Raw genomic sequence first — 25,641 nt, 5'->3', positions numbered from 1 at the left:
AACAGGCACGGGGGGGAGGGAACAGGGTCAACTGGCCCGCAGGGGATACAATGGCCCGGCTTCAACCCCATTCACAAGAAGGAGTTCCCATGTCGACCCCCTCTCTCCTGGCCCGGTTGCGCCAACTGCCCGCCGATCCCGCCCTCCCTGACGCCCTGCTGCAAACCCGCCAGTGGGAGGGGCCGCTTTGCCGGGTGAGGCTTGACAACACAGGGAAGCAGTCCGAGGCCGTCCACCACTGGCGGCTGTTTGAGGGGGATCTCGGACTTGCGCCCGACGCGGCCATCTACGGGGAGGGATTCCAGATGCTGGCCCAGACCGGGGGACGCTGGAACGCCCCCGAGCACCTGGGCCGCTGCCCCGATGCGTCTGTCTATCGCATCACCGCCGACCATGGCTACCACACGGTGCACAACCTGCTGCTGGTGGCGCAGGAGGGGGGCTGGCTGCTGCTGGCCTTTGCAAGCTGCCAGCGCTTTGGCGGGGAGTTTCGCCTCCATCCCGACGGGCGCCTCGAGATCGTGATGAACACCGAAGGGCGCACCCTGGCGCCGGGTGCGCACTGGCAGAGCGAGGCGCTGATCTGCCTGGAGGGGCCGGACAGGGAGGCCCTGCTCGCGACGCTGGCGCAGCATATCGCCGCCGAGCACGGTTCCCTGGTGGGGGAGGTGCCCACGCGCCCGAGCGGCTGGTGCTCCTGGTATCACTACTACGCGAACGTGAGCGCGGCGGACATTCGCGAGAACCTGGCGGTGCGGGCCGAGCGTTTCCCGGCCCTGCGCTACGTGCAGATAGACGATGGCTATCAGGCCAGGATGGGGGACTGGCTCACCCCTTCCGCCAAGTTCGAGGAGGGGGTGGCGGCCCTGGCAGGGGAGATCCGCGCCGCCGGTTGCGAGCCGGCGCTCTGGGTCGCCCCCTTTATCGCCGAGCCCGGCTCGCAAGTGTTCCAGCAGCACCCTGACTGGTTCGTGAAAGGGGAGGATGGCCTGCCGCTTCCCTCGGAGCGGGTCACCTACGGGGGCTGGCGCTGCACTCCCTGGTACGTGCTGGATGGCACCCACCCCGAGGTGCAGACGCACCTGGAGCAGGTATTTCGCACCCTGCGTACCCAGTGGGGCATTCACTACTTCAAGCTCGATGCCAACTTCTGGGGGGCCATCCACGGTGGGCGCTTCCACGACCCCGCCGCCACCCGGGTGGAGGCCTATCGGCGCGGCATGGCCGCCATCCTGCGCGGCGCCGGGGAGGGGGCCTTCCTGCTCGGCTGCAATGCGCCGCTGTGGCCGAGCCTCGGCCTGGTGCACGGCATGCGGGTGAGCGATGACGTGGAGCGCCAGGGCCCCCGTTTTCGCCAGATAGCGCGAGAAGCCTTCTGCCGCGCCTGGCAGCACGAGCGGCTCTGGGTGCTGGACCCCGACTGCGTCTGCCTGCGGGATATCCCGGGCCAGCACGGGAGCCGCGCCGAGTACGACTTCCACCTGGCTGCCCTGGTGGCGAGCGGTGGCATGGTGCTGGCGGGGGACAGATTGCAGGATCTGGACGAGGCGCAAGGGGCGCGCCTTGGCAAGCTGCTCGCCCTGTGCGCCGCGCGCACCCCGGCGGCCCGCTTCGAGGGGATGGCATTCGAGCGCGGACGGGTGGCGCTGCCCGGGGGCGGCGAGCTGCTCTGCCTGTTCAACTGGGGGGAGCCCCCCTGCGAGTTCCCGTTGGCGCCGGGGGGCACGGACTTCTGGGACGAGACGCCCCTGGGGAGCACCCTGGTGCTGCAAGGGGGGCAGGGGGCGGTGATCCGCTACCCCTGATGGCGTTGCACTGTAAAAAAGGCTCCCTCGGGAGCCTTTTTTACGTGGCGAAATGGTCTCTAGAAGTGCCACTCCATCCCGATGGCGTAATTGGCGGAGCCATAGCCCGGGATCTCGTTGCTGGAGGCGAGCGCCTTGACGGTGAGGCGAGTTGTGAGGGGGATGCCGAGCCCCATGCCGATGGCGATCTCGTCGCTCTGATCCCCCATCATGTCCACCCGCAGGGTGCGATAGAGGGAGAGATCCTGGCTCATCTGGGCATAGATCTGGGACGACTTGTTGTAGAGCTGGCCGAACACCTCCATCTGGAAGCCGTTTTGCGGCGTGATGGCCAGGGGAATGCCGGCGAAGCGGTAGAGATCCGAGTGGTTGAAATAGCTGTTGGTGATTTGCGGGGTGAAGTCGGTCTGCTGGTAGAGGGTGCTGAAGTTGTGCTCGATGAGCCGGTAGGTCTGCTCCGGCAGGCGCAAGAGGTAGTCTGGCACCTCGAACCGGGCGCCAGCGAGGGCGGCCTGGGGCAGCAGGGCACAGGCGACGAGTGTCAAAGCAGGCAGAGCTGAACGCATAAAACGAGAGTTCCCCAACAGTCGAAAGCACGGCATCCATGCCGTCAGCGCATCTAAATATTCACACTATCAGGAGCTTGGGCTCCCTGCCCATTATGTCGCGAGCCGGGGAAACGCATCGGTTTTTAACTGTGAAACGGCTCACATCTCACAGATTTTCAAGGTAGTGATAGAGACTCTTTAGAATCGCAAAGTTCCGTTCGTTCCCCTGGTTCTGTTCCGCCAGGGCTTCCAGGCGCGGCACATAATCCGGCAGGCGGCGGCTGAAGTAGTCGCTGCAGTGCAGGCGCCAGCGCTTCTGCTCCGCTTCGCTCAAGGTGTGGGGCCAGTTGCGGGCGCGGTAACGGAACAGCATCTCGGGCAGACGGGGATCCGTGAAGGCAAACTCCCGCTCCCCCAGCAGATCCGCCGGGGTGGCGCGCACCAGATCCATGGTGGACTTGTCGCCGTGGCCGAAGAAACCGGCGTAGAGCTGGGTGTCGGGGTCGCCGTCGGTGCTGCCGGCAAACTCCTGGTTGAATACCTCCACCAGTTTTTCCCGCACCTCGGGGTGGGCCCGCAGCAGATCCAGGCTCTTGCGGCACTGAGCCCGATTGATGCCCAGTTCGTCCGCCCGCTCCGGCGTCAGGGTAGCGGCCGGGGCCAGCACCGGGCACTTGTTGATGTGCACCAGTTTGACCGGAATGCCGGCCAGATCCCCCAGCTCCTCTTTTTTGGTGTAGAGGCGCTCGCGGATCTCCTCGCAGGAGAGCTCGATGAGCGGAGTCGGGTCACGGGTCAGATCCACCATGATCACCGCGTTCTGGTTGGTGGGGTGCCAGGCGAGCGGCGACACCCAGCTCGCACACCCCTGCCAGGGGGAGAACATGCCGGAGACGTGCACCAGGGGTTTCATGGTCACCACGTCGATGAGGGCCTTCACCTTGTTCTTGTTGCGAAGATCAAAGAGGTACTCGAAGAGCTTGGGCTGAGCCTTTTTCACCAGCCTGGCCATCTCGATGGTGGCCAGCACATCCGAGAGCGCATCGTGGGCGTTGGCGTGGGCCACACCGTTGGCCACGGTGAGCTTCTCCAGCCTGAAGCTCGGCTTGCCCTCTTCATCGAAGGCCCACTCTATCCCCTGCGGGCGCAGGGCGTAGCAGGCCCGCAGCATGTCGAGGATGTCCCAGCGGGAGTTGCCGTTCTGCCAGGCGTAGGCATAGGGGTCATAGAAGTTGCGATAGAGGGTGTAGCGGGTCACCTCGTCATCGAAGCGGATGCTGTTGTAGCCGAGCACGCAGGTGCCCGGGGTGGCGAACTCTGCGTGGATCTGGCGGATGAAGTCCGCCTCGCACAGGCCGTCCTTCATCGCCTTTTGCGGCGTGATGCCGGTGATGAGGCAGGCTTCCGGCTCCGGCAGGTAATCCGCCGGCGGCTTGCAGTAAATCACCAGCGGCTCGCCGATGACGTTGAAATCCCCGTCGGTGCGAATGCCCGCAAACTGCGACGGCCTGTCTTTGGCCGGACTGATGCCGAAGGTCTCGTAGTCGTGGAAGTAGAACGTGGGCCCGCTGGCCGGGTGCGCTGATGTGCTCATGTTGCTCGAAAGGAGTATCCGATGACGGCGGCGCCTGGCGCCTGGGTGGGGGTGCCATGCACCGCAATTGTCTGCATGGTAAACCATCGCGCTGGCAGAGCGAAGTCCGGGGCGTTCGCCTGGCGCTTTAATGGGCAGTGGGCGTTGTCCGTGAGCCTGGTCATCCCATCGGTCCGGCTCAGGGCAGGGGAAAGTGAGGGGTCAGGGTATTGAGGTCCAGCAGGGTGAAGTAGCCGCCCTCCTCGGGATACCAGCCGCCGGTGTCGATGTAGTGGACGTTGCCAAGGCGCACCGGCACCCTCACCGGGGTGTGGCCCACCACCAGGGCGGCGAGATCCGCGACCCCGCCCTCGTCCAGCCGTTCGATACGGCGCCTTGACCAGAGGCAGACGTTCTTGATGGCCCGAAGCCGTCCGCCGCTCACCCCGGCATCGAGTTGGTCCAGCAGCCCCTGCCAGGAGGAGAAGGGGCAATCGGCGTGAAGCAGCCCGACGGGGCCCTGGGTGGTCTGCACCTCGATGGCCAGGGGCAGGCTGCGGTAGTGGACGGCGAACGCCGCCTGCTGATGGGGGGAGAGCCGTTCAAACCAGCCGCCGCCGTTTCGGATCCAGTTCTCCCGATCGCAACTCTCGTAACGGCAGACGTAGTCGTCGTGATTGCCGCAGACCGGGTGAAACCAGGGCCTGGCCAGCCAGTGGACCACCTCGCTGCACTCGGGCCCGCGATCCGCCAGATCCCCGACGCTGAAGAGACGGTCCCGGGCGGGATCAAAATCCAGGGTGTCGAGGGCCTGCTGCAACAGGGCGAAGTGGCCGTGGATGTCGCCGACGGCCAGATCGCGCCCCAGGGCGTTTTGGGGGAAGCGTCTTATCAGGGGGGAGGGTGTCATGGCGTCTCCTGCCTCTTTCCGGACGGGGATGTTTTGTCTGCCTGTACATAAGGTTACAGAAGAAAAGTGGCGAGCGGGCAAAGCCTGGTAAATCATAGGATTGCCCCCGTGAACGTGCGGCGTCACGCGCCGCCTGTGGGGGAGTCACTCCGGGAGGGCGCCTTGTCCGCCCGCTTTCGGAGCCTCTCTTTCTCCACGCTTTTTGACAGGAATCTTGAATGCGGCGTCAGCTGTTGATCTGGATAGGCCCCCTGTGCAGCCTGCTGCTGCTGGGGGCGGCCTTGACCGTCCTCTATCATTTGACCCACCTGTGGCACTGGCACGACATCCGCCAGGCCATCTGGTCACAACCCTTGCCTCAGTTGGGGGGCGCCCTGCTGCTCACCCTGCTCAGCTATGGCTGCCTCTGTTGCTACGATCTGCTGGCCCTGAAGGTGCTGGACAAACGCCTGCCCTGGCAGCAGGTGGGGATGACCTCCTTCATCGCCTACACCTTCTCCAACACCCTGGGCTTTGCGCTGCTCACCGGCTCCTCGGTGCGCTACCGGCTCTACTCCTCCCTGGGGCTTGGCACCGGGGAGGTGGCCAGGGTGATCCTCTTTTGCTCCATCACCTTCTTCCTCGGCCTGCTGGGCTGGGGGGGCAGCGCCCTGTTGCTGGGGCAGGGGGCGGCCCTGCTGGTGGACTGGCCCCGCTGGGCGACCGGGTTGTTGCAACTGGCGGGGGGCCTGGCCCTGCTGACGGTGCTGGCGTATCTGGTGTGGCCGGGGGCGGCGCTGGTCTGGCGCGGACACCCGCTGTTCCTGCCGCGCATCAGATACCGCCTGCTGCAACTGCTCATCGCCCTGCTCGACTGGATGGCCGCCGCCGCCGTGCTCTATGTGCTGCTGCCATCGGGCAGCGTGCCCTATCCGGTGCTGCTCAGTGCCTTCGTGCTCTCCAGCCTGCTCGGGGTGCTGGCCCATGTGCCGGGGGGCATCGGGGTCTTCGAGGCGAGCATGAGCCTGCTGCTCACCCACTATCTGCCGGTGGACAAGCTGCTCGCCTCCCTGCTTATCTACCGCTGCGCCTACTACTTCCTGCCCTTCCTCTGTGCTCTGCTGCTGTTCGCAGGTCAGGAGCTGCTGCAACAGCGGGCCCGCCTGCACCGGCTGCAGGGGGTGATGATGGCAACCCGGGAGTTTGTGCCCGCCCTGGTGAGCATGGGTACCTTCGCGGCGGGCACCCTGCTGCTCTGCTCCGGGATGATCCCGACCATGAGGGGGCGGATCGAAGCCTTCCTGGAGGTGCTGCCCCTGCACCTGCTGGAGCTCTCCCATGTGCTCGGCAGTGTCAGCGGCGTGTTGCTGCTGTTGCTGGCCCACAGCCTCTATCGCCGTCATGACGGGGCATTCAGGATCACCCAGTGGCTGCTGGGGCTTGGCATGCTGTTCTCCCTGTTCAAGGGGTTTGACTGGGAGTCGGCCCTGCTGCTCGGGGGCTTCTTGCTTATCATCACCCCCTGCCGCCCCCTCTTTTATCGCAAGGGTTCCCTGCTTCACGCCCGGTTCACCCCTTCCTGGCTGATGTCGGTGGGGGCCGTGCTGCTGGGGGCCTTGTGGTTGCTGCTCTTCTCCTACCGCCATGTGGAGTACGACCCCTCCCTCTGGCTGCACGTCTCGGCCCACGGGCCCGGGGCCGCCTCCCGTGCCCTGCGCGCCATGGGGAGCGTCATCGGCGTGCTGGCGGTGGTCGGGGTGGCCCATCTGCTGGCTCCCTTGCGCCTCGCCGCCTGCAAGCCGGATGCCGAGGCGCTCTCCCGTGCCCATGGGCTGGTGATGCGGGCAGGGGGAGGCCACGGCTACCTGGCCCAGCTCGGGGACAAGTCCCTGCTGTTCCACCCAAGCGGCGAGGTCTTCCTCATGTACGGGGCCGAGGGCAGCAGCTGGATTGTGATGGGGGATCCCGTCGGCCAGCCCTCCCTCGTGGAGGAGCTGCTCTGGCAGTTTCGCGAGCGCTGTGACGAGCACGACGTCAGCCCGGTCTTCTACCAGGTGTCGGCCCGATATCTGCCTGTCTATCTGGATCTCGGGCTCATCCCCTTCAAGCTGGGGGAGGAGGCCATCGTGGATCTGCCGAGCTTCGATCTCGCCGGCAGTCGCCTGCGCAACCTGCGCCAGAGCCACGCCAAGGGCAAGCGGGAAGGGCTGCGCTTCGAGGTGGTGGCCCCCGGTGAGATTGCCCCCCTGCTGCCTGAGTTGAAGGGGATCTCCGACAGCTGGCTGCACAGCAAGCAGGGCAGGGAGAAGGGCTTCTCCGTGGGCAGTTTCGATCCTGCCTACCTCACCCTCAACCCGATGGCGCTGGTGCGGCGGGAGGGGCAGATCGTCGGGTTTGCCAACCTCTGGACCAGCGACAACAAGGAGAGCCTCTCCATCGATCTGATGCGCTACAGCCTGGACACGGGGGCGGCGCCCGTCATGGATTTCCTGTTTGTCGAGCTCCTGCTGTGGGGCAAGCAGGAGGGTTATGCCAGCTTCAACCTGGGGATGGCCCCCATGTCGGGCTTCAACGACAACCCCCTCGGCGGTTACTGGGCCCGCCTTGGCAACACCCTGTTCACCCGGGGCAGCCGTTTCTACAACTTCCAGGGATTGCGGCGTTACAAGGAGAAGTTCGGCCCAAGGTGGGAGCCCCGCTACCTGCTCTGTACCGGTCATCTGGTGCTGCCCCGCACCCTGACTCATCTCGTCTCCCTCATCAGTCGCGGCCCCTTCGGGCTTATGAAGAAATAGGAGTTGGCCCATGAGAGCCATGTTGTTGCTGTTGATTTGCTGTTTCGTCTCTTCGTTCACCTTGCCGGCGGTGGCCGCCCAGCCGGGGCGGGTCGGCGCGGATCTGGGGCTGGTGGAGTTGCCGGTGGCGCAAGCCTCGTCTTCCCCCATGGTGGTCTTCATGAGCGGGGATGGCGGCTGGGCGGCGCTGGACAAGGGGCTGGGCGCCCAGTTGCAGGCCCACGGCATGCCGGTGGTGGGTTGGAGTTCGCTCTCCTATTACTGGAAGAAGAAGACGCCGGAGCAGGCGACGGCGGATCTGGTGCGCATCCTCACCGAGTACCAGTCCCGTTGGGGGCGCCAGCGCTGGTTGCTGGTGGGTTTCTCCTTTGGTGCCGAGATAGTGCCCTTCGTCATCAATCGTCTGCCGCCAGCCTATCGCGACAGCCTGGCGGGGGCCGTGATGCTCTCCCCCTCGACGGCGTCGGATTTCGAGATCCACGTCAGCGACATGGTGGTGCACGACAAGGGGGGCCGCTATCCCACCCTGCCGGAGGTGACACGGATCCAGACTCTGCCGCTGCTCTGCGTGCAGGGAGAGAAGGATGACTCCCCGGTCAAACTCTGTCCGCGCCTGCAGCAGCCGAACGTGACGACGGTGACCCTGCCGGGCTCCCACCACTTCGACGACAACTACCAGACCCTGTACCAGCAGATTGCCGGGCACCTGGGCCTGGCCCAATAACGGCGAGAGGCCGGTAAAACGACACAGGGCGGCCAATGGCCGCCCTGTTGCCATGGCCCCTTGCAACTGTCCAGGGGGCCGGCATGCCGGGATCAGAGCAGATCTTCGAGCTGGTACTTCTTGAGCAGGGTGTCGAAGGTGCCGTCGGCCTTGACGCTCTCGATGGCGGCATCGAAGCGGGCCTTGAGCTTGTCATCGTGCTTGCGAAGGGCCACCGCCACCCCTTCTCCCAGGATCTTGTCCTGGGTGCCGTTGAACTGGGGACCGACGAAGGCGAACTGCTTGCCCATCTCCTTGTCGAGGAAGCCCACCTTCAACTGCACCATGTTGCCGAAGGTGTAGTCGGCGCGGCCGGACTGCAGATCCAGCATGGGAGACTGGGCGTTGACGTAGCGCTTGATCTTGGCCACCTCGCCATAGCGGGCGGTGACGAAGTTGTCCTGGGGAGTGCCCTCCTGCACCGCGATCACCTTGCCCTTGAAGTGGGCCGGATCGTCTGCAAAGTCGGCGGCCTTGTCGCTGCGCCCCACGAAGCGGTTCTGCATCATGTAGTAGACCTGGCTGAAGTCCACTTTCTGGCGCCGCTCGTCCGTGATGTTCATGGAGGACATGATGGCGTCGTACTTGCGCACCTGCAGGCCCGGCAGCAGGGCATCCCAGGGCTGGTTGATCACCTCGCACTCGGTCTTCATGGCCGCGCACAGGGCATAGGCCAGATCGACCTCGAAGCCGCCGAGCTTGCCGTTGCTGTCGACCATCTCGAAGGGGGGATAGGTGGCATCGGTGGCGATCACCAGGGGTTTGGCGGCGGCCTGGCCGGCGGTGGCCAGGGCCATCAGCATCATCAGTGTGTTGAGTTTCATGGTCAGTCCCTTGAAGTGTGGTGTCATTCCTAGCGTGCTAAAGGGTGCCGGCCTCAAGGGCCGACGGCTATCTTGCGATGGGTGAGGGCCGGCAACTGGCTGCGCACCGTGCGCTGTGCCGCCAGATCCAGGGTGGCGATGGCCATGCCCTGACCCTCCTCTACCTGGGCCAGTATCCGGCCCCAGGGATCGATGATCATGCTGTGGCCGAAGGTGCGCCGCCCACCGGGGTGGTGTCCCCCCTGGGCACTGGCGAACACGAAGGCCAGGTTCTCCACTGCACGTGCCCGCAGCAGCAGCGCCCAGTGCGCAAGCCCGGTGGTGTGGGTGAAGGCCGCGGGCAGGGCGATGAAATCGGGGGCGGGCCCCAGGCGAAACAGCTCCGGGAAGCGCAGGTCGTAGCAGATCCCGAGGCGCAGCACGCCCCAGGGCAGGGGATGGCTCACCACCTCCCGGCCCGGGGTCATGGTCGCGGCCTCGTCATACTGCTCCTGCCCGGTGCAAAAGCCAAACAGGTGCAGCTTGTCGTAGCGGCTTGCGAGCTGCCCTTGCGGGTCGATGAGCAGGCTGCTGTTGTGCATCTTGCCGGGTTCGTGGCTGGCAAGCGGCAATGTGCCGGCCAGGATCCAGACGCCGAGCTCCCGGGCCAGCCTCTGTACCCAGGCAAGCAGGGGGTGATCGTCAACGGGGGCGGCCAGGGCCACTCGCGCCCGCTCATCGACCGGCATCAGGTAGAAATATTCGGGCAGCAGGGCCAGCTCGGCCCCCTCGGCCGCCGCCTGACGCAGCAGCACTTCGGCCTGGGCCAGGTTGTGGTCAAGGTCATCCCCGGAGACCATCTGGAGGACGGCAACGCGCAGTGAATCCATGGTGCCCCCTAGACGGCGCACAGGCGCTCGGCGCCCGCCAGCAGGGTGTCGTCATCCTTGGAGAAGGAGAGGCGGATGACTCTTTGATCCGTGCCGTCGTGATAGAAGGCGGAGACCGGAATGGTGGCGACCCCGTGATCGCGGATGAGCCGCTGCACGAAGAGGCTGTCCGGCTCGTCGCTTACCCGCTCGTAGCTCGCCAGCATGAAGAAGCTGCCCGCCGAGGGGAGCAGGGTCAGGCGCGAATCTGCCAGGGCCGTGGCGAGCAGGTCGCGCTTGCGCTGGTAGAAGGCTGCCAGCCCCTGATAGTGGGCCGGTTGCTGCAACAGGTGAGCGAAGCCGTACTGCATGGGGGTGTCGGCGGCGAACATGGCGAACTGGTGCACCTTGCGGATCTCCTCCATCAGGGGACGGGGGGCCACGCAGTAGCCCACCCGCCAGCCGGTGACGTGGAAGGTCTTGCCGAAGGAGAAGACGGCGACGGAGCGCTCCACCAGCTCCGGATAGCGGATCACGCTCTGGTGCAGGGCGCCGTCGAACACCACGTGCTCGTACACCTCGTCCGAGAGGATCAGGATGTCGGTGCCGCGCACCAGGCGGGCGAGGCGCTCCTGATCCCCAGCCTGCCAGACGGTGCCGGTGGGGTTGTGGGGGGTGTTGAGCACTATCATGCGGGTGCGGGGGGTGATGCGGGCGGCCACCTCGTCCCAGGGAATGGCGAAATCCGGCGCCTTGAGGGCGATCACCACAGGTGTGGCTCCCTGCAACTGGATCATGGGGCGGTAGCTGTCAAACGCCGGCTCGAACATGATCACCTCGTCGCCGGGGTGAACCAGGGCGGTGATGGCGCAGAACAGGGCTTCGCTGGCACTGGCGGTGATGGTGATCTCCTCGCCCGCGTCATAGTGATGGCCGTAGCTGGCTGCAATCTTGGCCACCAGTTGTTCGCGCAGGGCAGGCAGCCCCGTCATGGGGGCGTACTGGTTTTCACCGGCCAGCATGGCCTCGTGGGTCACCCGGATGAGCTCGGGATCGCAGGGGAAGCTCGGCGCCCCCTGGGAGAGGTTGATGCTGGGGTGGCGGGCGGCCAGATCCCCGATCACGGTGAAGATGGTGGTGCCCACCTGGGGCAGTTTGCTGGAAACCTGGGGGATGGACATGGGGCCGTCACCTGCGTGTGTGAAAGAGGTCCCTTTTTAGCCCCCCCAAGGCTTGCCGGACAACGGATTATTCGGCATGGTATGCATGAGTTTTTCTCAAGCATGGAGGCTTGTCATGTTGTCTACCCAGCCGCGTACTCAGTTGCCTCTCTATGGCCTGCAGGTCTTCGAGTGTTCTGCCCGCCACCTGAGTTTTACCCTGGCCGCCGACGAGCTGTGCGTGAGCCAGGGGGCGGTGAGCAAGCAGATCGCCCAGCTGGAGGCGCGCCTGGGCCACCTGCTGTTCGTGCGCGGCACCCGTTGCCTCACCTTGACCCCCGCCGCCGAGCGGCTGCTGCCTTTCGTTCGTGAAGGGCTGGCCCGCATGGGGGAGGGGCTCAGCGCCTTGCAGGCCCTGCCCCACGAGCAGGCGATCAGCATCAAGGTGCCCTCCTGCGCCAGCCGCTGGCTGCTGCGGCGGTTGCAGGCGTTCGAGGGGGAGGCGGTGGAGGTGCGTGGCAGCCACAGCCATGGCATCGACTTCTCCCGGGAGCCCTTCGATCTCGCCATCGTCTACCAGCCCTGCCTGGGGCGCTATCCCCACAGCCAGCCCCTGTTTCGGGAACGGCTGACCCCGGTCTGCGCCCCGGCGTTTGCTGCCAAGCATCGTCTGTTCGAGCGCGACCTGAACGAGCTGCCCCTGCTGCCCCTCATCCATGCCAGCGCCGATAGGCGGGACTGGCGCAACTGGTTCGCCGCCTTCCTCGACATCCCCTGGCAGCCCCAGGGGGGGCAGCTGTTCGATACCCTGGACTTGGCGATGAATGCCGCCTTGCAGGGGTTTGGCCTCTCCCTCGGAGACCCGACCATAGTGGCCGAGGAGCTGGAGAGCGGCGCCCTGGTCGCTCCCTTCACCCCCGTGCTGGAGACGGATCACGAATACGCCCTGCTCGCCCGGCCCGACAGCCAGCGCCACGGGGTGCAGCGAGTCTGTCACTGGCTGCTGGAGGGGGAGGGTCATCCCTGAGGGACGCGAAATGAAACAGCCCCGCGGGCGGGGCTGTTGTCAGGTGAATACCATCTCCATACAGTCATGGTGATGGCCGCTGGCCGATTAAAGGGTCACTGGCAGATCTTGTAGTAGACCTCGTTCCAGCGCAGTTGCTCCTTGAGCGCGGGGATGCGGGTGTGCTCGTCGATGACCACAAACTCGATACCCATGATGTCGGCGAAGGTGCGCAGCTGCTCGATGTCCACCGCCTGGGTGAACACCGAGTGGTGGGCGGCGCCCGCCAGGATCCAGGCCTCGGCGCTGGTCTGCAGGTCCGGCAGGGGTTTCCACAGGGCGCTGGCCACCGGGAGTTTCGGCATGGCCTCTGGCAGGTCCACCACTTCCAGCTGGTTGACCACCAGGCGGAAACGGTTGCCGAGATCGATGAGGCTGGCGTTGACCGCCTTGCCCGCCGGGGCCGCGAACAGCAGGCGGGCCGGATCGGCCTTCTTGCCTATGCCTAAGTGCTGGGCGTCCAGCACGGGTTTGCCTCCGGCGATGGAGGGGCAGACTTCCAGCATGTGGGCTCCCAGCACCAGGTTGTTGCCCGCCTCCAGATGGTAGGTGTAGTCCTCCATGAAGGAGGCGCCCCCCGCAAGGCCTGCGCCCATCACTTTCAGGGTGCGCAAGAGGGCCGCAGTCTTCCAGTCCCCTTCTGCCCCAAAACCGAAGCCTTGCTCCATCAGGCGCTGGCAGGCGAGGCCCGGCAGCTGGTGCAGACCATAGAGATCTTCGAAGGTGGTGGTGAAAGCGCCAAAACCACCGTCGGTGAGGAACTTCTTCATCCCCAGCTCCTGGCGCGCCGCCTCATACAGGGAGGCACGAAGCCCCCCGCCCGCCTGCACCGCCTCGGTCAGGGTGTAGGTCGCCTCATACTCGGCCAGCAGCGCCTCGATGTCGCTCTCGGGCACGGCGTCGATCACCTTGACCAGATCGCCGACCGGGTGGTAGTTCACCTGATAGCCGAACTGGATCTGGGCCTCAATCTTGTCGCCCTCGGTGACCGCCACGTTGCGCATGTTGTCGCCAAAACGGGCAATTTTGAGGTGGCGGCTGTCGTGGATGGCGGCGGCGATGCGCATCCAGTTGCCAATCTTCTGTCTGGCCTCTTCATCCTGCCAGTGGCCCACCACCACGGTGCGGGGCAGCCGCAGGCGGGCCCCCATGAAGCCGAATTCGCGCCCGCCGTGGGCGGTCTGGTTCAGGTTCATGAAGTCCATGTCGATCTCGCTCCAGGGGAGATCCCGGTTGAACTGGGTGTGGAACTGCAACAGGGGCTTTTGCAACTGACTCAGCGCCGGGATCCACATCTTGGCGGGGGAGAAGGTGTGCATCCACACCATGAGCCCGGCGCAGCGCTCGTCGTGGTTGGCATCCCGGGCCACCGCGCTGATTTCATCCAGGGTGGTACCGGTGGGTTTGAGCACTATCTTGAGGGGCAGGTTCGCCCCCTCGTTGAGCTGGTTGGTGATGGTATGGGCGTGATCGGCCACCTGCTTCAATGTGGTGGCGCCATACAGGTGCTGGCTGCCGACCAGGAACCACACTTCCAGCTGTTTCATCAATTCCATGAGTTTGTCCTCTTTTAGGCTTTTGTCTGGCCGTAATAGGCGTGTTTGCCATGCTTGCGCTGGTAGTGCTTCTCCAGCAGGTAATCGGGCAGGGGGCGGGCCCCCGGGTTGATCTGGCCGGTGAGCCAGGCCATGCGGGCCACCTCTTCCAGCACCACGGCGTTGTGCACTGCGTCCTCGGCGCTCTTGCCCCAGCTGAAGGGGCCGTGGTTGGCCACCAGCACCCCCGGCATGGTGAGGATGGGAGTCTGCTTGAGGGTTTCGACGATGAGATGACCGGTCAGCCCCTCGTAGTCCTCCTCCACTTCGCCCGGGGTGAGCAGGCGGGAGCAGGGGATCTCGCCGTGAAAGTAGTCGGCCTGGGTGGTGCCGAAAATGGGGATGGCGCGCCCCGCCTGGGCCCAGGCGGTGGCGTGGGTGGAGTGGGTGTGCACCACGCCGCCAAGCTCCGGATAGGCGCGATAGAGCACCAGGTGGGTGGCGGTGTCGGAGGAGGGGCGAAGGTCCCCCTCCACCTGCTTGCCCGCCAGATCCAGCACCACCATGTCCTCGACCCGCATCCGCTCGTAGTTGACGCCGCTTGGCTTTATCACCACCAGATTGCGCTCTCGGTCGATGCCGCTCACGTTGCCCCAGGTGAAGGTCACCAGGCCATGGCGCGGCAGATCCAGATTGGCGTCGAGCACCTGCTCCTTGAGGGTCTTGAGGTTCATGCCGGTACCCCCCGGTTGTAGAGCGGTTCGGCGGCGGCGCCCCAGGCGAGGTAGCGCTGGTAGAGGCGTTCATACTCGGCGACTCGCTCGGGGTGTGGCTGGTGGGTGCGCTCCACGGCGCTCGCCATGTGGTGCTGGGCCTTGGCCACATCGGGATGGATCCCGGCCGCCACGGCGGCAAAGATGGCCGCCCCCAGGGCGCAGCACTGATCCGAGGCCACCACCTGGATAGGCCTGTTCATCACGTCGGCGCAGGTCTGCATCACGGTGGCGGACTTGCGGGCGATGCCGCCAAGGGCGATCACCTGCTCCACCGGCACCTGCTGACTGGTCATGCACTCCATGATGCTGCGGGCACCGAAGGCGGTGGAGGCCACCAGGGCGCCGAAAAGATCGGGGGCATCGGTGCCGAGGTTGATCCCCGTGAGGGTGCCCTGCAGGCGCTGGTTGGCATAGGGGGTGCGCCGGCCGTTGAACCAGTCGAGCACCACCGGCAGGTGCGCCAGGTCGCGCTGCTGATCCCAGGCGGCGGCGAGGCTGGGTAACAGGGCCTGCTTGTGGCGCTCGATGGCGGTATGCAGCTCCGGATACTGGGCGGCGAGGCTGTCAAGGGGCCAGCCGAGCTGGCGCTGATACCAGGCATAGATGTCACCGAACGCCGATTGTCCCGCCTCCAGCCCCACCATGCCCGGCACCACGCTGCCATCCACCTGGCCGCAGATCCCGGCAATGGCCCGATCACCGATGTTGGCCTCGTCGGCGATCAGGATGTCGCAGGTGGAGGTGCCTATCACCTTCACCAGCGCATTGTTGCCGGCCCCGGCCCCCACCGCGCCCATGTGGCAGTCAAAGGCGCCGCCGGCGATCACCACCTCGCAGGAGAGGTGCAGCCGCTCCGCCCACTCCGGGGTCAGGGTGCCGACCGGGAGATCGGCGGTCCAGCTGTCGGTAAAGAGGGGGAAGTCGAGATCCTCCGTCAGCAGGGGATCCAGCGCGTTGAGGAAGTCGGCGGGGGGCAGGCCGCCCCAGCTCGGGTGCCAGAGGGACTTGTGGCCGGCGGCACAGCGCCCGCGCTTGAGGGTGGCCGGGGCCTGGGTGCCGCTCAGGATGGCGGGGACCCAGTCACACAGCTCGACCCAGTTGCAGGCGGCGGCGCGCACGGCGGCATCGGCTCGGGAGACGTGCAGGATCTTGGCCCAGAACCACTCGGAGGAGTAAATGCCGCCGATGTAGCGGCTGTAGTCGGGGAATTGGCCGCCGTGGCACAGGGCGGTGATGGCCTCCGCCTCCTCGATGGCGGTGTGATCCTTCCACAGCACGAACATGGCGTTGGGGTTGTCGGCAAACTCCGGACGCAGGGCCAGCACGCGCCCCTCTCTGTCGATGGGGGCGGGGGTGGAGCCGGTGCTGTCCACCCCGATGCCGCGCACGGCGGTACGCTGACTCGGCGTGAGCTGGCTCACCACCGCCACCACTGCCTGCTCCATGGACTCCAGATAGTCGAGGGGGTGGTGGCGGAACTGGTTGTTGACCGGTTGGCAGTAGTGGCCTGCCTGCCAGCGCGGGTAATAGACGACATGGGTCGCCAGCTCGGCGCCGTCCTGGCAGCGCACGGCGAGTGCCCTGACCGAGTCGCTGCCGAAATCGAGTCCGATGACGATGTGTTCAGACATAAGTGCTCCTGACCATCAATGAGGGGTGACTGGGGGGAACCATAGGAGATGGGCAGGAGGGGCGGTTAGCCATTGGCTGCTGGAAATATGGATTTTAACGCTGTCAGTGCGACAGGGTGACGGCTCTCTAAAATTCAATATGTGACGAAATTGCTAATTATATAGACGAAATGGCTGCAATCTCATGGCGTGATCCTGCTCTCCATTTTTAATTGTGAAAACGATTACAACTTGGTTCGCTCAACCAGCAACAACAATAACGTCCTGTTTAAGCATGTTTTTATATGGCTGCGACTTGATTGACTCAACGAGCAGCACTGCGTGGATACATGGATTGATAGAACCGTTGGAGACATTCGCATGAACAAAATCGTTAAAGGCATGATCGCGATGGGGTTCGCCCTTGGTATGGCAAATTCTGCTTTCTCGGCCGAAGCGCTGAAGCTGGGCTACCTGGTCAAGCAGCCCGAGGAGCCCTGGTTCCAGACCGAGTGGAACTTCGCCGACAAGGCGGGCAAGGATCTGGGCTTCGAGGTGATCAAGATAGCCGTCCCCGATGGCGAGAAGACCCTCAATGCCATCGACAGTCTGGCGGCGAATGGCGCCAAGGGTTTCGTCATCTGTACCCCGGATCCCAAACTCGGTGCCGCCATCATGGCGAAGGCCAACAGCATGGATCTGAAGGTCATCACGGTGGATGACCAGTTCGTCAACGCCAAGGGCCAGCCCATGGAGCAAGTGCCGCTGGTGATGATGGCCGCCACCAAGATTGGCGAGCGTCAGGGTCAGGAGCTCTACAAGGAGATGCAAAAGCGCCAGTGGGACGTAAAGGCGACCGGGGTGCTCGCCATCACCGCCGACGAGCTCGACACCGCCCGTCGCCGGGTCGAGGGCTCCCTGAGCGCGCTCAAGGCCGCCGGTTTCCCCGAGGGCCAGATCTTCCGCGCGCCCACCAAGAGCAACGACATTCCGGGGGCGCTGGATGCCGCCAACTCCATGCTGGTGCAACACCCCGAGGTCAAGAACTGGCTCATCGTCGGCATGAATGACAACACCGTGCTCGGCGGCGTGCGCGCTACCGAAGGGCAGGGCTTCAAGGCGGAGAACGTCATCGGCATCGGTATCAACGGGGTGGATGCGGTGAACGAGCTCTCCAAGTCCAGCGCCACCGGCTTCCTCGGCTCCCTGCTGCCAAGCCCGGACGTACACGGCTACAAGAGCATCCAGATGCTCCATGACTGGGTCGTCAACGGCGCCGAGCCTGCCAAGTTCACCGAGGTGACCGACGTGGTGCTCATCACCCGCGACAACTTCAAGGCCGAGCTGCAAAAGAAAGGGCTGTGATCCCCATCCCTTGATACCCATGCCGGCATGGCGGAGTGCGCCGTGCCGGCTGGCTGGAGTCATCTCATGAATCAAGTTCCATATCTGGAGTTTTGCGGCATCAGCAAGGAGTTTCCCGGCGTCAAGGCGCTGCAGAACGTCTCCTTCGCCTGCCAGCAGGGCACGGTACACGCGCTGATGGGAGAGAACGGGGCCGGCAAGTCCACCCTGCTCAAGATCCTGAGCGGTTTTCAGGCGCCCACCCGCGGGGTGGTGAAGCTGGCGGGTCAGGAGAAAGTGTTCCAAAACACGGTCGATGCCCTTGAGAGCGGGATCGCCATCATCTATCAGGAGCTGCACCTGGTCCCTGAAATGAGCGTGGCGGAGAACATCTACCTGGGGCAGTTGCCGACCCGGCGCGGCGTCATCGATCGGGAGAAGCTCTATCAGGATGCGGCCAGGCAGCTGGCACGCCTCGGGATGGATGTCTCCCCCGAGACGCCTCTCAAGTACCTGTCGCTCGGGCAGTGGCAGATGGTGGAGATCGCCAAGGCCCTGACCCGGGACGCCAGCGTCATCGCCTTCGACGAGCCGACCAGCAGCCTGTCGTCCCGCGAGATTGAGCAGCTGTTTCGGGTCATCCGCCAGTTGCGGGACGAGGGCAAGGTCATCCTCTACGTCTCTCACCGCATGGACGAGATCTTCGCCCTGTGCGATGCCATCACGGTGTTCAAGGATGGCCAGTTCGTGCGCACCTTCGCTTCCATGGCCGAGGTGGACCGGGATCTGCTGGTCAAGACCATGGTGGGGCGCGAGCTGACCGACATCTATGGCTACAGCCCAAGGCCGCTAGGCGAGGCGGGCCTCAAGGTGGAGCACCTGATGGGGCCCGGCCTCAAGGCGCCGGTGTCGCTCGAGGTAAAGAGAGGGGAGATCCTCGGCATCTTCGGGCTGGTGGGGGCCGGGCGCAGCGAGCTGATGAAGCTTATCTTCGGCGCCGAGACACCTCGAGGGGGCGAGATATCGGTGTTTGGCAAACAGGTGGTCATTCAGAGCCCCATCGACGCCATTCGCAGCGGCATCATGCTCTGCACCGAAGACAGGAAGGCGCTCGGCATCATTCCCATCCATTCGGTGCAGGAGAACATCAACATCAGCGCCCGCCGCCACCGCGCGTGGGGAGGCTTCTGGATCAACCAGAAGTGGGAGGACGAGAACGCGAGGCTGCGGATCCGCGACATGCGGGTCAAGACCCCGTCTCCCCAGCAGGCCATCATGAACCTCTCCGGCGGCAACCAGCAGAAGGCCATTCTGGGGCGCTGGCTGTCGGAAGACATGAAAGTGATCCTGCTCGACGAGCCGACCCGGGGCATCGACGTCGGGGCGAAGAACGAGATTTACAACGTGATTTACGATCTGGCCAAGGTGGGCATTGCCGTGGTGGTGGTCTCGAGCGAGCTGCCGGAGGTGCTGGGCATCGCGGATCGGATCCTGGTCATGCGGGAGGGGGAGATCGCCGGCGAGCTTTCCCACGACGAGGCCAACGAGGTCAAGGCGCTCAATCTGGCCATGCCGGCCCGTTGATCTGCTGACCGCAACGAGATAGCACCCGGAATTTTCAGGAGAAATACCATGACAACAACGACCTCGGTCGGCCAAGCCGCCAACGACACCGCGGCGAGCGGTACCCGCCTGCAACTGACCCGCATCTGGGATCAGTACGGCATGCTGGTGATCTTCGCCATCCTGTTCCTGCTCGCCTGCGTACTGGTCCCCAACTTCGCCAGCCTGATCAACATGCGGGGGCTCGGGCTTGCCGTCTCCATGTCGGGCATGGTGGCCTGCGGCATGCTGTTCTGCCTCGCCTCCGGCGAGTTCGACATGTCGGTGGGCTCAGTGGTGGCCTGCTCCGGCGTCGCCTGCGCGGTGGGCATCAACGCTACCGAGAGCATCCCCCTCGGCATTCTGGCCGGTCTCTCGGTGGGCCTTGTCTTTGGCCTCATCAACGGCATCGTCGTGGCCAAATTCAAGATCAACGCCCTCATCACCACCCTTGCCACCATGCAGATGGCGCGCGGGGTGGGCTACATCATCTCCGACGGCAAGGCGGTGGGCATCGTGGAGGAGGGCTTCTTCGAGCTTGGCAACTCCGCCCTGCTCGGCATCCCGACGCCCATCTGGCTGACGGCGGTCTGCTTCGTGTTGTTCGGGCTGTTGCTCAACAAGACCACCTTCGGGCGCAATACCCTGGCCATGGGTGGTAACGAGGAGGCCGCACGTCTGGCCGGGGTCAACGTGGTGCGCACCAAGATCATCATCTTCACCATGACCGGGCTCATCGCCTCGCTCGCCGGCATCATCCTCGCATCCCGCATGACCTCGGGTCAGCCCATGACCTCCATCGGCTTCGAGCTGGTGGTGATCTCCGCCTGCGTGCTGGGTGGGGTCTCCATGAAGGGGGGGATCGGCAAGATCTCCTACATCATCGCCGGGGTGCTGATCCTGGGGCTGATGGAGAACGCCATGAACCTGCTCAACATCTCCCCGTTTGCCCAGTACGTGGTGCGTGGCCTCATCCTGCTCGCCGCCGTGCTGTTCGACCGCTACAAGCAGGTGCGCAAAGCCCGTATCTGAGCGATGTTTTTCCTCGTCACCGGGCCGGCCTCGCGCCGGCCCGGTATTTTCCCCGGCAAGCTGTGAGCCAGTTCAACAATTTCACAACGAACAGCTTGCGAACTTAGGGGGTTCCTACGCCGGATCTCTACAATGGCCCATGTCGACTTTTTTACCGAAACCCTGTTTTCCGCCATGTCCTCGATGCAAAAAGAGAAGCCGAAACAACTCAATCCCCTGCTGCCTGGCTACGCCTTCGACGTCTTCCTGGTCTCGGGGATGACTCCCATCGAGCAGGGGAGCGCGCTGGATTTCACCATCGACAGGCCCCACGGCATGAAGGGGTTCATCGTCAATCTGACCATCAAGGGCAAGGGGCAGATCTTTCAGGGGGACAAGGCCTTCACCGTGGAGCCCGGGGACCTGCTGCTCTTTCCACCCGCGGCGGTGCACCATTACGGCCGGGCGCCGGATGCCCGGGAGTGGTATCACCGCTGGGTCTATTTCCGTCCGCGGGCCTATTGGGCTGACTGGCTCAAGTGGCCCCAGGTGACGGAGCAGGTGGGGCGACTGCAACTGGCGGACAACCAGCTGCTCACCGAATTCGACGCCCTCTTCCTCGACATCGAGGAAACCCACAAGCAGCTGCGGCCCATGTCGGAGCAGCTCGCCATGAACCTCTTGGAGCGGTTGCTCATCCGCTGCTACGAGGCATCGTCCCAGAATGCCTATCCCGCCATCGATCACCGGGTCCACGAGGCGTGCCAGATCCTGAGCGAGTCCCTCTCGGCCGAGATCTCGGTGGAGGCGCTGGCGGAGCAGGTGTTCTTGTCCCCCTCGCGCCTCGCGCACCTGTTTCGCGAGCAGGTGGGGGTGAGCATAGTGCGCTGGCGCGAGGATCAGCGCATCATGCGGGCCAAGCTGCTGCTGCAGACCACGCCGCTGTCGGTCGCCACCATAGGCCAGCAAGTGGGCTATGACGATCAGCTCTACTTCTCGCGGGTGTTCCGAAAGCGGGTAGGGGTCAGCCCCACCGAATACCGCAAGTGCGCCACCCCGCTGTGAGCAGAGCCCAGAGATGACAAAGCCCTCATGACGAGGGCTTTTGTTATCCATGAGGGGCGGATGCGCAATCAGCCTTGACGAGCCTTGAACCTGGGATTGCTCTTGCAGATGACGAACAGCTTGCCGCGCCGACGCACGATCTGGCAGTCCGGGTGACGCGACTTGGCGGATTTCAGGGAGGCGAGGACTTTCATTGTTTCTCTTTTCCTTTGCTGAAGAACTGACCGAATCGCTGGCCGAAGCGAGCGACCTGACCTTCCTTGCCGACCTGCTTCTGTTTGCCGGTATAGAAGGGGTGGGACGCGCTGGAGACATCCAGCGTCACATAGGGGTAGGTGTTGCCATCTTCCCACTCTCTGGTGCGATCGGTGGCCAGCGTGGAGCCGATCAGAAAGTAGGTATTGCTGGCGAGATCGTGGAACAGAACCTTGCGGTATTCAGGGTGAATATGGGGGCGCATGATTGCCTCTTTTGTTATGTTATAACAACAAGTGAATAATGCGATGGATGAGAATCAATATCAACTGTTTTTTCCATGATGACAGCGATGGGGGAAAATCGGGGCCGTTCGGCTGCACATCGTCAGCAAGAAGGCATGGGCGGTGAGGGCCTATGTGCAGCCACCATCTTTACTTTTCAAAATTACTGTATAAAAATACAGTAAACTATCATGGAGACGTACCTTATGCGCCTGGAAATCATCATAGACAGAAAACACCAGATCCCCACCTCGACCATGGAGGCCTTGCGCCAGGAGCTGCTCAAGCAACTGGGTGAGCGCTTTCCCGATCTGCATGTGCGGGTGGCACCGGGTAGTGCCATGGCTCTGACGGTCAGTCGCGCCAGCAAGGAAGACAAGGAGCTGGCCGAAGCCATGGTGCAGGAGGTGTGGGAAAATGCCGATAGCTGGATGCCGGAAGAAGAGGCTCTGGAGGCCTGAAGATAAGCTCTCAGCGGCAAACATCGTCGTGATCCGCCAGGGCGCGAGGAGGAACCTCCAGTCGGGTGATGATCCCTGTACCGGCTTTGCCGAACCGCTCTTCAAAACACGCAGCCATGGGCTGCGTGTTGCGTTGATGGGGTAAGCGCATGACCATGAAGGCGAAAGGCGAAAGGCGAAAGGCGAAAGGCGAAAGGCGAAAGGCGAAAGGCGAAAGGCGAAAGGCGAAAGGCGAAAGGCGAAAGGCGAAAGGCGAAAGAGTAATGTCTCTGGCTGCGCTCAGAGTCCCGCCCAACGCTTGAGGCTGTCGACCTGCACCCGTTGGGTGGCCTGTGCTATGTCGCCATTGGCACGCAGTGCCTTGAGGGCGGTGGGGAGCGCCGCGCGTACCTCGTCTGATGTCATACCCGGTTGCAATGCCGGGTGGTAGGCAAGCTTGAGCAACACGTAATCGAGCCCGGTCAGAAAGCTGTCGATGCTGTTGTCATTGAAGATGGAGGGGAACACCTTGTCCGAGTCGTTGGGCAGTCCCATCACCTGGCTCAACTCTTCCACTACGCAATCCAGAAAACGGCCCTTTGCCCGGCTGTAATCCACCGGAATGATGATGGTGGCACGGGTGATCTCGTAGCGAGCGTTGGTGGCGAAATTGGCCAGGCAGATCCCCTCCTTGAGGGCGATGCGCACCGACTCGTCCTGGCGCATGGTGCGCGCAGCCCAGCTCGCCATCTGTTTGTGCCGGGTCATGATGAGGGTGAGATTGGGGTTGTCGCTGACAATCTCGATGGGGTGACCGGTGATCCTGCTCAGGTGACGGGTCTGTACCTTGACGACCTCGGCCTGCAGCGGCTTGTCGCCGAATTCGTTGACGAGCTTGAGACGAACAGGGCCCGGCCAGCGGGAGAAGTGCTCCTGTTGTTCATGGCCATACTCCCGTTTCATGGCGATTTCCATGAAGCTCTGGACAAGGTAGTCATCACGCTGCCAGCGTTCGGTGGCCGACAGCGGCAGTGAGAAGAGCCAGAGCATCAGCCCCGGGAGCAACCAGTGCCCATGGCGAACGGGCTGGACAGGTGTGTGCCATGGGCGCATCTTGCCTCCTTGCAAGGGGATCAGCGGGCGGTACGCTCGATATCACGCCAGGTGAGCCAGAGCCTGAGATCGAACTCCAGTTGATGATAGTCCGGTTCCATGTGCTGGCAGAGCTGGTAGAAAGCCTTGTTGTGATCCTTCTCCTTCAGGTGGGCCAGCTCATGCACCACTATCATCTTGAGAAAGGCGGGATGGGCCTCCTTGAACAGGGCGGCGATGCGGATCTCGTTCTTGGCCTTGAGCTTGCTGCCCTGCACCCGGCTGACATAGGTGTGCAGTCCCAGGGCATCCTTGATCACGTTGATCTTGCCGTCGAAGATCACCTTGGAAAGCGGCGCCGAGCTTTTCAGGTAGCGGTTCTTCAGCTCCATGGTATAGGCGAGCAGCGCCTTGTCGCTCTGGACGAGGTGGGTTTGCGGGTAGCGCTTGGCCAGCATCTCGCCGAGTTTGCCCGCCGCAATCAACTGCTGTACCTGAGCCTTGAGTGGCTCCGGATAGCCCCCCAGATAAGTCAGCTCCGCCATGATTCTTCCCTCTGCCGCGAAAAAGAGCGCCATTGTAGTCAGGATGGGGCGCCTTGAACATGGTCGGCCCCCCTCTTTATGACGACAACGAAAAGGGGCCATCACCAGGATGGCCCCTTCTGTGTGCCTGATTAGCGGCGCCGGTACAGGCCCGGGTCCACCTCTTCATACTGGCCTGCCAGATACTGGTAGAAGGCAAGGTGGGAGGGGGAAGTCGGAGTCTTGAGCTCCTGTGCCACCCGCTCCGGTTTGGCGATGATGAATTTGGGTTGTTGGCGCTGGATGTCAGCCAGCACCCGCTCGCGCACATCGTAGGGCGGGTTGACGTTGGCAAAGAACAGATAGGCGGAGGCCGGCTGGCGATCGGTCCAGAGGTAGTATTGCGGCTGGATGCCATCGACCCAGATCTTGTCGGTGGGCGCCGTCTCGGCCAGGATACGATCGACCCTGACCTGGGCGGGGGGATTGAACGGCCTGCCCTTGAGATTGCCTTCCCAGGCGTTGTTGACCAGCAGCGCCAGCATGGCCAGCGAGGCGAGCCAGGGGGTGGCGCTTCGCACGTCCCAGGCGCGCCAGAGCGGGACCAGAATGAGCACGGGCAAGGCCCACAGCAGGCTGTTGCCGAGCACCTCGCGCACCCGTTCCAGAGACCACTCCTTGGTACTCCAGCCGTAACCGAGCTGCTGGGCCAGCAACCAGCTGGCGGTCAGCACCACCAGGGAGATGCAAAGTAGCCCCAGGGCATCGGATCGCTGCTCGCTTCTGTCCAGCAGGCAGGCGAGCGGCAGCAGGCCAAGCTGCAGATAGAGCACGTCATAGTGATCGAACACATGGCCGGAGACCGAGTTGGCGATCAGGGTGAACAGCACCCCCAGCAGGGTGGCGCACAGCGCGGGGAGATACCACTCCTGGCGGCGCCCGAGCATCAGGACGAGGAAGGCGGGCAGCAGCATGATGAGGCCGGTGCGCAGCAGACCGACGGCGCCCACCTCAGGAGAGAAGCCGTTGCCGTAGCTCCCTTCGAAGAAGATGCCGAAGGCGTAGTATTTGAACTCGGCCAGCACGTCGTGGTGCTGGAAGTAGGCATAGAGCGGGCCGCCGACGAGAGCCAGTCCAAGCAGGCTGGAAAAGAGCAGGGCAAAGGCGCAGCGCCACTGCTCGCGCAGGCACCAGTGACAGAAGAGCACCAGATACCAGGCACCCCAGAAGGCGCCGTTGTTGGTGCGCATCCAGGCCACGATGGCGAAGGTGAGTGCGGCGACCAGGGCCGGTCCCCAGCTGAATCGCTTGTCCAGCAGCATGGTGATGAAAGCCCACTGGGCGATGAGGGCCAGATGGAATGTCCAGTCCTCAGTCATGTTGCCGTAGTAGTAGCGAGTGCTGTAGAGCGCCAGCAGGGCCAGCATGCTGCCAAGTCGCGCCCGCACCGAGAGCCCGAGCTGCGAAAAAGCCTGCCAGCTCGCCATGAGGCCCAGCCAGCAGAGCACCCACTCCAGCAGCCAGATCCCGAAGAAGCCACCAAGGCCATAGCCCAGAGCATCGAGGGCGAAGATCATGGGACCCTTGATGTCGATCATGTCCCGATAGAGTACGCCCCCCTCGCTCCACATCTTGCCCATTACCGCAAACAGGGAGGCATCAAATCCCGGGGCCATGCCGTGGAACAACGGATTGCGCAGACAGAACAGCAGAGCCATCAGGGCGGTGAGCAAGATGACCGACGGCCTGATCCCGGGATTGTGGCGGTGCGGGGTAAAGCGGATGGCATGATTCATGGGTGACCTGTTCCTGCGGGAAAGACTGAAAAAGCGGGCTTATCTTGCCGAGCCGGGCTGCACGATGCAATGGAAGAAGTGTAGGCACCTGAAATA

Annotated in this window: 23 protein-coding genes; 9 read left to right on the top strand and 14 right to left on the bottom strand. The window is 63.9% G+C overall.

Annotated elements, in window-relative coordinates; genetic code table 11:
- Positions 1 to 89 precede the first annotated feature (89 nt).
- On the top strand, positions 90 to 1,805 hold the full coding sequence (locus AB5Y51_RS03285) for a glycoside hydrolase family 36 protein (protein ID WP_368178052.1): 1,716 nt from the start codon (positions 90 to 92) through the stop codon (positions 1,803 to 1,805).
- 59 nt (positions 1,806 to 1,864) lie between these two features.
- Here the strand turns inward: AB5Y51_RS03285 and AB5Y51_RS03280 are convergent, their stop codons facing one another.
- The 3 genes from AB5Y51_RS03280 to AB5Y51_RS03270 form a co-directional block, all read right to left on the bottom strand.
- Entirely contained in the window at positions 1,865 to 2,371 is a 507-nt protein-coding gene (locus AB5Y51_RS03280) for a hypothetical protein (protein WP_010674463.1), read from the bottom strand.
- 148 nt (positions 2,372 to 2,519) lie between these two features.
- Complete coding sequence (gene sbcB, locus AB5Y51_RS03275) at positions 2,520 to 3,947, bottom strand: exodeoxyribonuclease I (protein ID WP_323878261.1); 1,428 nt, start codon at positions 3,945 to 3,947, stop codon at positions 2,520 to 2,522.
- A 178-nt stretch (positions 3,948 to 4,125) separates the two neighbouring features.
- Positions 4,126 to 4,836: a metallophosphoesterase gene (locus AB5Y51_RS03270; protein ID WP_323911581.1), complete on the bottom strand. Its 711-nt coding sequence runs from the start codon at positions 4,834 to 4,836 to the stop codon at positions 4,126 to 4,128.
- Between the two features lie 218 nt (positions 4,837 to 5,054).
- On the opposite strand from AB5Y51_RS03270, the gene mprF reads away from it, so the two are divergent.
- Positions 5,055 to 7,610 carry a bifunctional lysylphosphatidylglycerol flippase/synthetase MprF gene (gene mprF, locus AB5Y51_RS03265; RefSeq protein ID WP_368178051.1) on the top strand — a complete coding sequence of 852 codons (2,556 nt, stop codon included), beginning with the start codon at positions 5,055 to 5,057 and terminating at the stop codon, positions 7,608 to 7,610.
- Between the two features lie 10 nt (positions 7,611 to 7,620).
- Entirely contained in the window at positions 7,621 to 8,334 is a 714-nt protein-coding gene (locus tag AB5Y51_RS03260; RefSeq protein WP_368178050.1) for an AcvB/VirJ family lysyl-phosphatidylglycerol hydrolase, read from the top strand.
- Between the two features lie 92 nt (positions 8,335 to 8,426).
- Here AB5Y51_RS03260 and AB5Y51_RS03255 read toward each other — a convergent pair whose 3' ends face one another.
- From AB5Y51_RS03255 to AB5Y51_RS03245, 3 genes are read right to left on the bottom strand one after another with little or no spacing between them, the layout of a single operon-like run.
- Positions 8,427 to 9,197: an ABC transporter substrate-binding protein gene (locus AB5Y51_RS03255; RefSeq protein WP_128296600.1), complete on the bottom strand. Its 771-nt coding sequence runs from the start codon at positions 9,195 to 9,197 to the stop codon at positions 8,427 to 8,429.
- A gap of 53 nt (positions 9,198 to 9,250) precedes the next feature.
- The gene (locus AB5Y51_RS03250; RefSeq protein ID WP_368178049.1) at positions 9,251 to 10,066 is read right to left on the bottom strand and encodes a carbon-nitrogen hydrolase family protein; all 816 of its coding nucleotides are present in this window, start codon (positions 10,064 to 10,066) and stop codon (positions 9,251 to 9,253) included.
- Positions 10,067 to 10,074: 8 nt separating this feature from the next.
- Complete coding sequence (locus tag AB5Y51_RS03245; RefSeq protein ID WP_323922472.1) at positions 10,075 to 11,226, bottom strand: methionine aminotransferase; 1,152 nt, start codon at positions 11,224 to 11,226, stop codon at positions 10,075 to 10,077.
- Between the two features lie 115 nt (positions 11,227 to 11,341).
- Between AB5Y51_RS03245 and AB5Y51_RS03240 the strand changes: the two genes are divergently transcribed.
- A complete protein-coding gene (locus tag AB5Y51_RS03240; RefSeq protein ID WP_323922471.1) occupies positions 11,342 to 12,232 on the top strand; it encodes a LysR family transcriptional regulator in 891 nt (296 codons plus the stop codon).
- Positions 12,233 to 12,327: 95 nt separating this feature from the next.
- On the opposite strand, the gene araA is transcribed toward AB5Y51_RS03240, so the two are convergent.
- From araA to AB5Y51_RS03225, 3 genes are read right to left on the bottom strand one after another with little or no spacing between them, the layout of a single operon-like run.
- Positions 12,328 to 13,827: an L-arabinose isomerase gene (araA, locus tag AB5Y51_RS03235; protein ID WP_323922470.1), complete on the bottom strand. Its 1,500-nt coding sequence runs from the start codon at positions 13,825 to 13,827 to the stop codon at positions 12,328 to 12,330.
- A 14-nt stretch (positions 13,828 to 13,841) separates the two neighbouring features.
- A complete protein-coding gene (locus AB5Y51_RS03230; RefSeq protein WP_368178048.1) occupies positions 13,842 to 14,540 on the bottom strand; it encodes an L-ribulose-5-phosphate 4-epimerase in 699 nt (232 codons plus the stop codon).
- Positions 14,537 to 16,213 (bottom strand): ribulokinase, encoded by a 1,677-nt coding sequence (locus AB5Y51_RS03225; protein ID WP_368178047.1) that lies wholly within the window; start codon positions 16,211 to 16,213, stop codon positions 14,537 to 14,539. The genes AB5Y51_RS03230 and AB5Y51_RS03225 overlap by 4 nt, the downstream gene beginning before the upstream one ends.
- Before the next feature lie 360 nt (positions 16,214 to 16,573).
- Here AB5Y51_RS03225 and AB5Y51_RS03220 point away from each other — a divergent pair, with 360 nt between their 5' ends.
- From AB5Y51_RS03220 to araC, 4 genes are all read left to right on the top strand, one after another.
- Positions 16,574 to 17,557, top strand: a complete 984-nt coding sequence (locus tag AB5Y51_RS03220) for an arabinose ABC transporter substrate-binding protein (RefSeq protein WP_045524711.1) — start codon at positions 16,574 to 16,576, stop codon at positions 17,555 to 17,557.
- A 66-nt stretch (positions 17,558 to 17,623) separates the two neighbouring features.
- The gene (gene araG, locus AB5Y51_RS03215; RefSeq protein ID WP_323922468.1) at positions 17,624 to 19,120 is read left to right on the top strand and encodes an L-arabinose ABC transporter ATP-binding protein AraG; all 1,497 of its coding nucleotides are present in this window, start codon (positions 17,624 to 17,626) and stop codon (positions 19,118 to 19,120) included.
- A 48-nt stretch (positions 19,121 to 19,168) separates the two neighbouring features.
- Positions 19,169 to 20,170, top strand: coding sequence for an L-arabinose ABC transporter permease AraH (gene araH, locus AB5Y51_RS03210; RefSeq protein ID WP_010674477.1), 1,002 nt, complete (start codon positions 19,169 to 19,171; stop codon positions 20,168 to 20,170).
- Between the two features lie 132 nt (positions 20,171 to 20,302).
- Entirely contained in the window at positions 20,303 to 21,214 is a 912-nt protein-coding gene (gene araC / locus AB5Y51_RS03205; protein ID WP_039040092.1) for an arabinose operon transcriptional regulator AraC, read from the top strand.
- Between the two features lie 68 nt (positions 21,215 to 21,282).
- Here araC and ykgO read toward each other — a convergent pair whose 3' ends face one another.
- Both ykgO and AB5Y51_RS03195 read right to left on the bottom strand, forming a co-directional pair.
- On the bottom strand, positions 21,283 to 21,408 hold the full coding sequence (gene ykgO, locus AB5Y51_RS03200) for a type B 50S ribosomal protein L36 (RefSeq protein ID WP_010674479.1): 126 nt from the start codon (positions 21,406 to 21,408) through the stop codon (positions 21,283 to 21,285).
- Positions 21,405 to 21,674 (bottom strand): type B 50S ribosomal protein L31, encoded by a 270-nt coding sequence (locus AB5Y51_RS03195; protein ID WP_039040091.1) that lies wholly within the window; start codon positions 21,672 to 21,674, stop codon positions 21,405 to 21,407. Before AB5Y51_RS03195 ends, ykgO begins: the two co-directional genes overlap by 4 nt.
- 225 nt (positions 21,675 to 21,899) lie before the next feature.
- On the opposite strand from AB5Y51_RS03195, the gene AB5Y51_RS03190 reads away from it, so the two are divergent.
- Entirely contained in the window at positions 21,900 to 22,154 is a 255-nt protein-coding gene (locus AB5Y51_RS03190; protein WP_010674481.1) for a DinI family protein, read from the top strand.
- 279 nt (positions 22,155 to 22,433) lie between these two features.
- On the opposite strand, the gene AB5Y51_RS03185 is transcribed toward AB5Y51_RS03190, so the two are convergent.
- From AB5Y51_RS03185 to AB5Y51_RS03175, 3 genes are all read right to left on the bottom strand, one after another.
- The gene (locus AB5Y51_RS03185; protein WP_368178046.1) at positions 22,434 to 23,246 is read right to left on the bottom strand and encodes a DUF2927 domain-containing protein; all 813 of its coding nucleotides are present in this window, start codon (positions 23,244 to 23,246) and stop codon (positions 22,434 to 22,436) included.
- A 20-nt stretch (positions 23,247 to 23,266) separates the two neighbouring features.
- A complete protein-coding gene (locus tag AB5Y51_RS03180; protein WP_010674483.1) occupies positions 23,267 to 23,770 on the bottom strand; it encodes a M48 family metallopeptidase in 504 nt (167 codons plus the stop codon).
- Between the two features lie 131 nt (positions 23,771 to 23,901).
- Positions 23,902 to 25,545 (bottom strand): hypothetical protein, encoded by a 1,644-nt coding sequence (locus tag AB5Y51_RS03175; protein ID WP_143237441.1) that lies wholly within the window; start codon positions 25,543 to 25,545, stop codon positions 23,902 to 23,904.
- Positions 25,546 to 25,641: the final 96 nt, after the last annotated feature.

It is taken from the genome of Aeromonas sp. R7-1 (assembly GCF_040908115.1).
GTDB classification, from domain to species: Bacteria; Pseudomonadota; Gammaproteobacteria; order Enterobacterales; family Aeromonadaceae; genus Aeromonas; species Aeromonas caviae.
Note: the sequence above shows the minus strand (reverse complement) of the source record. Positions and strands in the feature narration are given on the sequence as shown.

Coding starts and splice junctions, on each gene's coding strand:
- AB5Y51_RS03285 (WP_368178052.1), top strand. CDS start 90: ATGTCGACCCCCTCTCTCCTGGCCCGGTTGCGCCAACTGCCCGCCGAT.
- AB5Y51_RS03280 (WP_010674463.1), bottom strand. CDS start 2,371: ATGCGTTCAGCTCTGCCTGCTTTGACACTCGTCGCCTGTGCCCTGCTG.
- sbcB (WP_323878261.1), bottom strand. CDS start 3,947: ATGAGCACATCAGCGCACCCGGCCAGCGGGCCCACGTTCTACTTCCAC.
- AB5Y51_RS03270 (WP_323911581.1), bottom strand. CDS start 4,836: ATGACACCCTCCCCCCTGATAAGACGCTTCCCCCAAAACGCCCTGGGG.
- mprF (WP_368178051.1), top strand. CDS start 5,055: ATGCGGCGTCAGCTGTTGATCTGGATAGGCCCCCTGTGCAGCCTGCTG.
- AB5Y51_RS03260 (WP_368178050.1), top strand. CDS start 7,621: ATGAGAGCCATGTTGTTGCTGTTGATTTGCTGTTTCGTCTCTTCGTTC.
- AB5Y51_RS03255 (WP_128296600.1), bottom strand. CDS start 9,197: ATGAAACTCAACACACTGATGATGCTGATGGCCCTGGCCACCGCCGGC.
- AB5Y51_RS03250 (WP_368178049.1), bottom strand. CDS start 10,066: ATGGATTCACTGCGCGTTGCCGTCCTCCAGATGGTCTCCGGGGATGAC.
- AB5Y51_RS03245 (WP_323922472.1), bottom strand. CDS start 11,226: ATGTCCATCCCCCAGGTTTCCAGCAAACTGCCCCAGGTGGGCACCACC.
- AB5Y51_RS03240 (WP_323922471.1), top strand. CDS start 11,342: ATGTTGTCTACCCAGCCGCGTACTCAGTTGCCTCTCTATGGCCTGCAG.
- araA (WP_323922470.1), bottom strand. CDS start 13,827: ATGGAATTGATGAAACAGCTGGAAGTGTGGTTCCTGGTCGGCAGCCAG.
- AB5Y51_RS03230 (WP_368178048.1), bottom strand. CDS start 14,540: ATGAACCTCAAGACCCTCAAGGAGCAGGTGCTCGACGCCAATCTGGAT.
- AB5Y51_RS03225 (WP_368178047.1), bottom strand. CDS start 16,213: ATGTCTGAACACATCGTCATCGGACTCGATTTCGGCAGCGACTCGGTC.
- AB5Y51_RS03220 (WP_045524711.1), top strand. CDS start 16,574: ATGAACAAAATCGTTAAAGGCATGATCGCGATGGGGTTCGCCCTTGGT.
- araG (WP_323922468.1), top strand. CDS start 17,624: ATGAATCAAGTTCCATATCTGGAGTTTTGCGGCATCAGCAAGGAGTTT.
- araH (WP_010674477.1), top strand. CDS start 19,169: ATGACAACAACGACCTCGGTCGGCCAAGCCGCCAACGACACCGCGGCG.
- araC (WP_039040092.1), top strand. CDS start 20,303: ATGGCCCATGTCGACTTTTTTACCGAAACCCTGTTTTCCGCCATGTCC.
- ykgO (WP_010674479.1), bottom strand. CDS start 21,408: ATGAAAGTCCTCGCCTCCCTGAAATCCGCCAAGTCGCGTCACCCGGAC.
- AB5Y51_RS03195 (WP_039040091.1), bottom strand. CDS start 21,674: ATGCGCCCCCATATTCACCCTGAATACCGCAAGGTTCTGTTCCACGAT.
- AB5Y51_RS03190 (WP_010674481.1), top strand. CDS start 21,900: ATGCGCCTGGAAATCATCATAGACAGAAAACACCAGATCCCCACCTCG.
- AB5Y51_RS03185 (WP_368178046.1), bottom strand. CDS start 23,246: ATGCGCCCATGGCACACACCTGTCCAGCCCGTTCGCCATGGGCACTGG.
- AB5Y51_RS03180 (WP_010674483.1), bottom strand. CDS start 23,770: ATGGCGGAGCTGACTTATCTGGGGGGCTATCCGGAGCCACTCAAGGCT.
- AB5Y51_RS03175 (WP_143237441.1), bottom strand. CDS start 25,545: ATGAATCATGCCATCCGCTTTACCCCGCACCGCCACAATCCCGGGATC.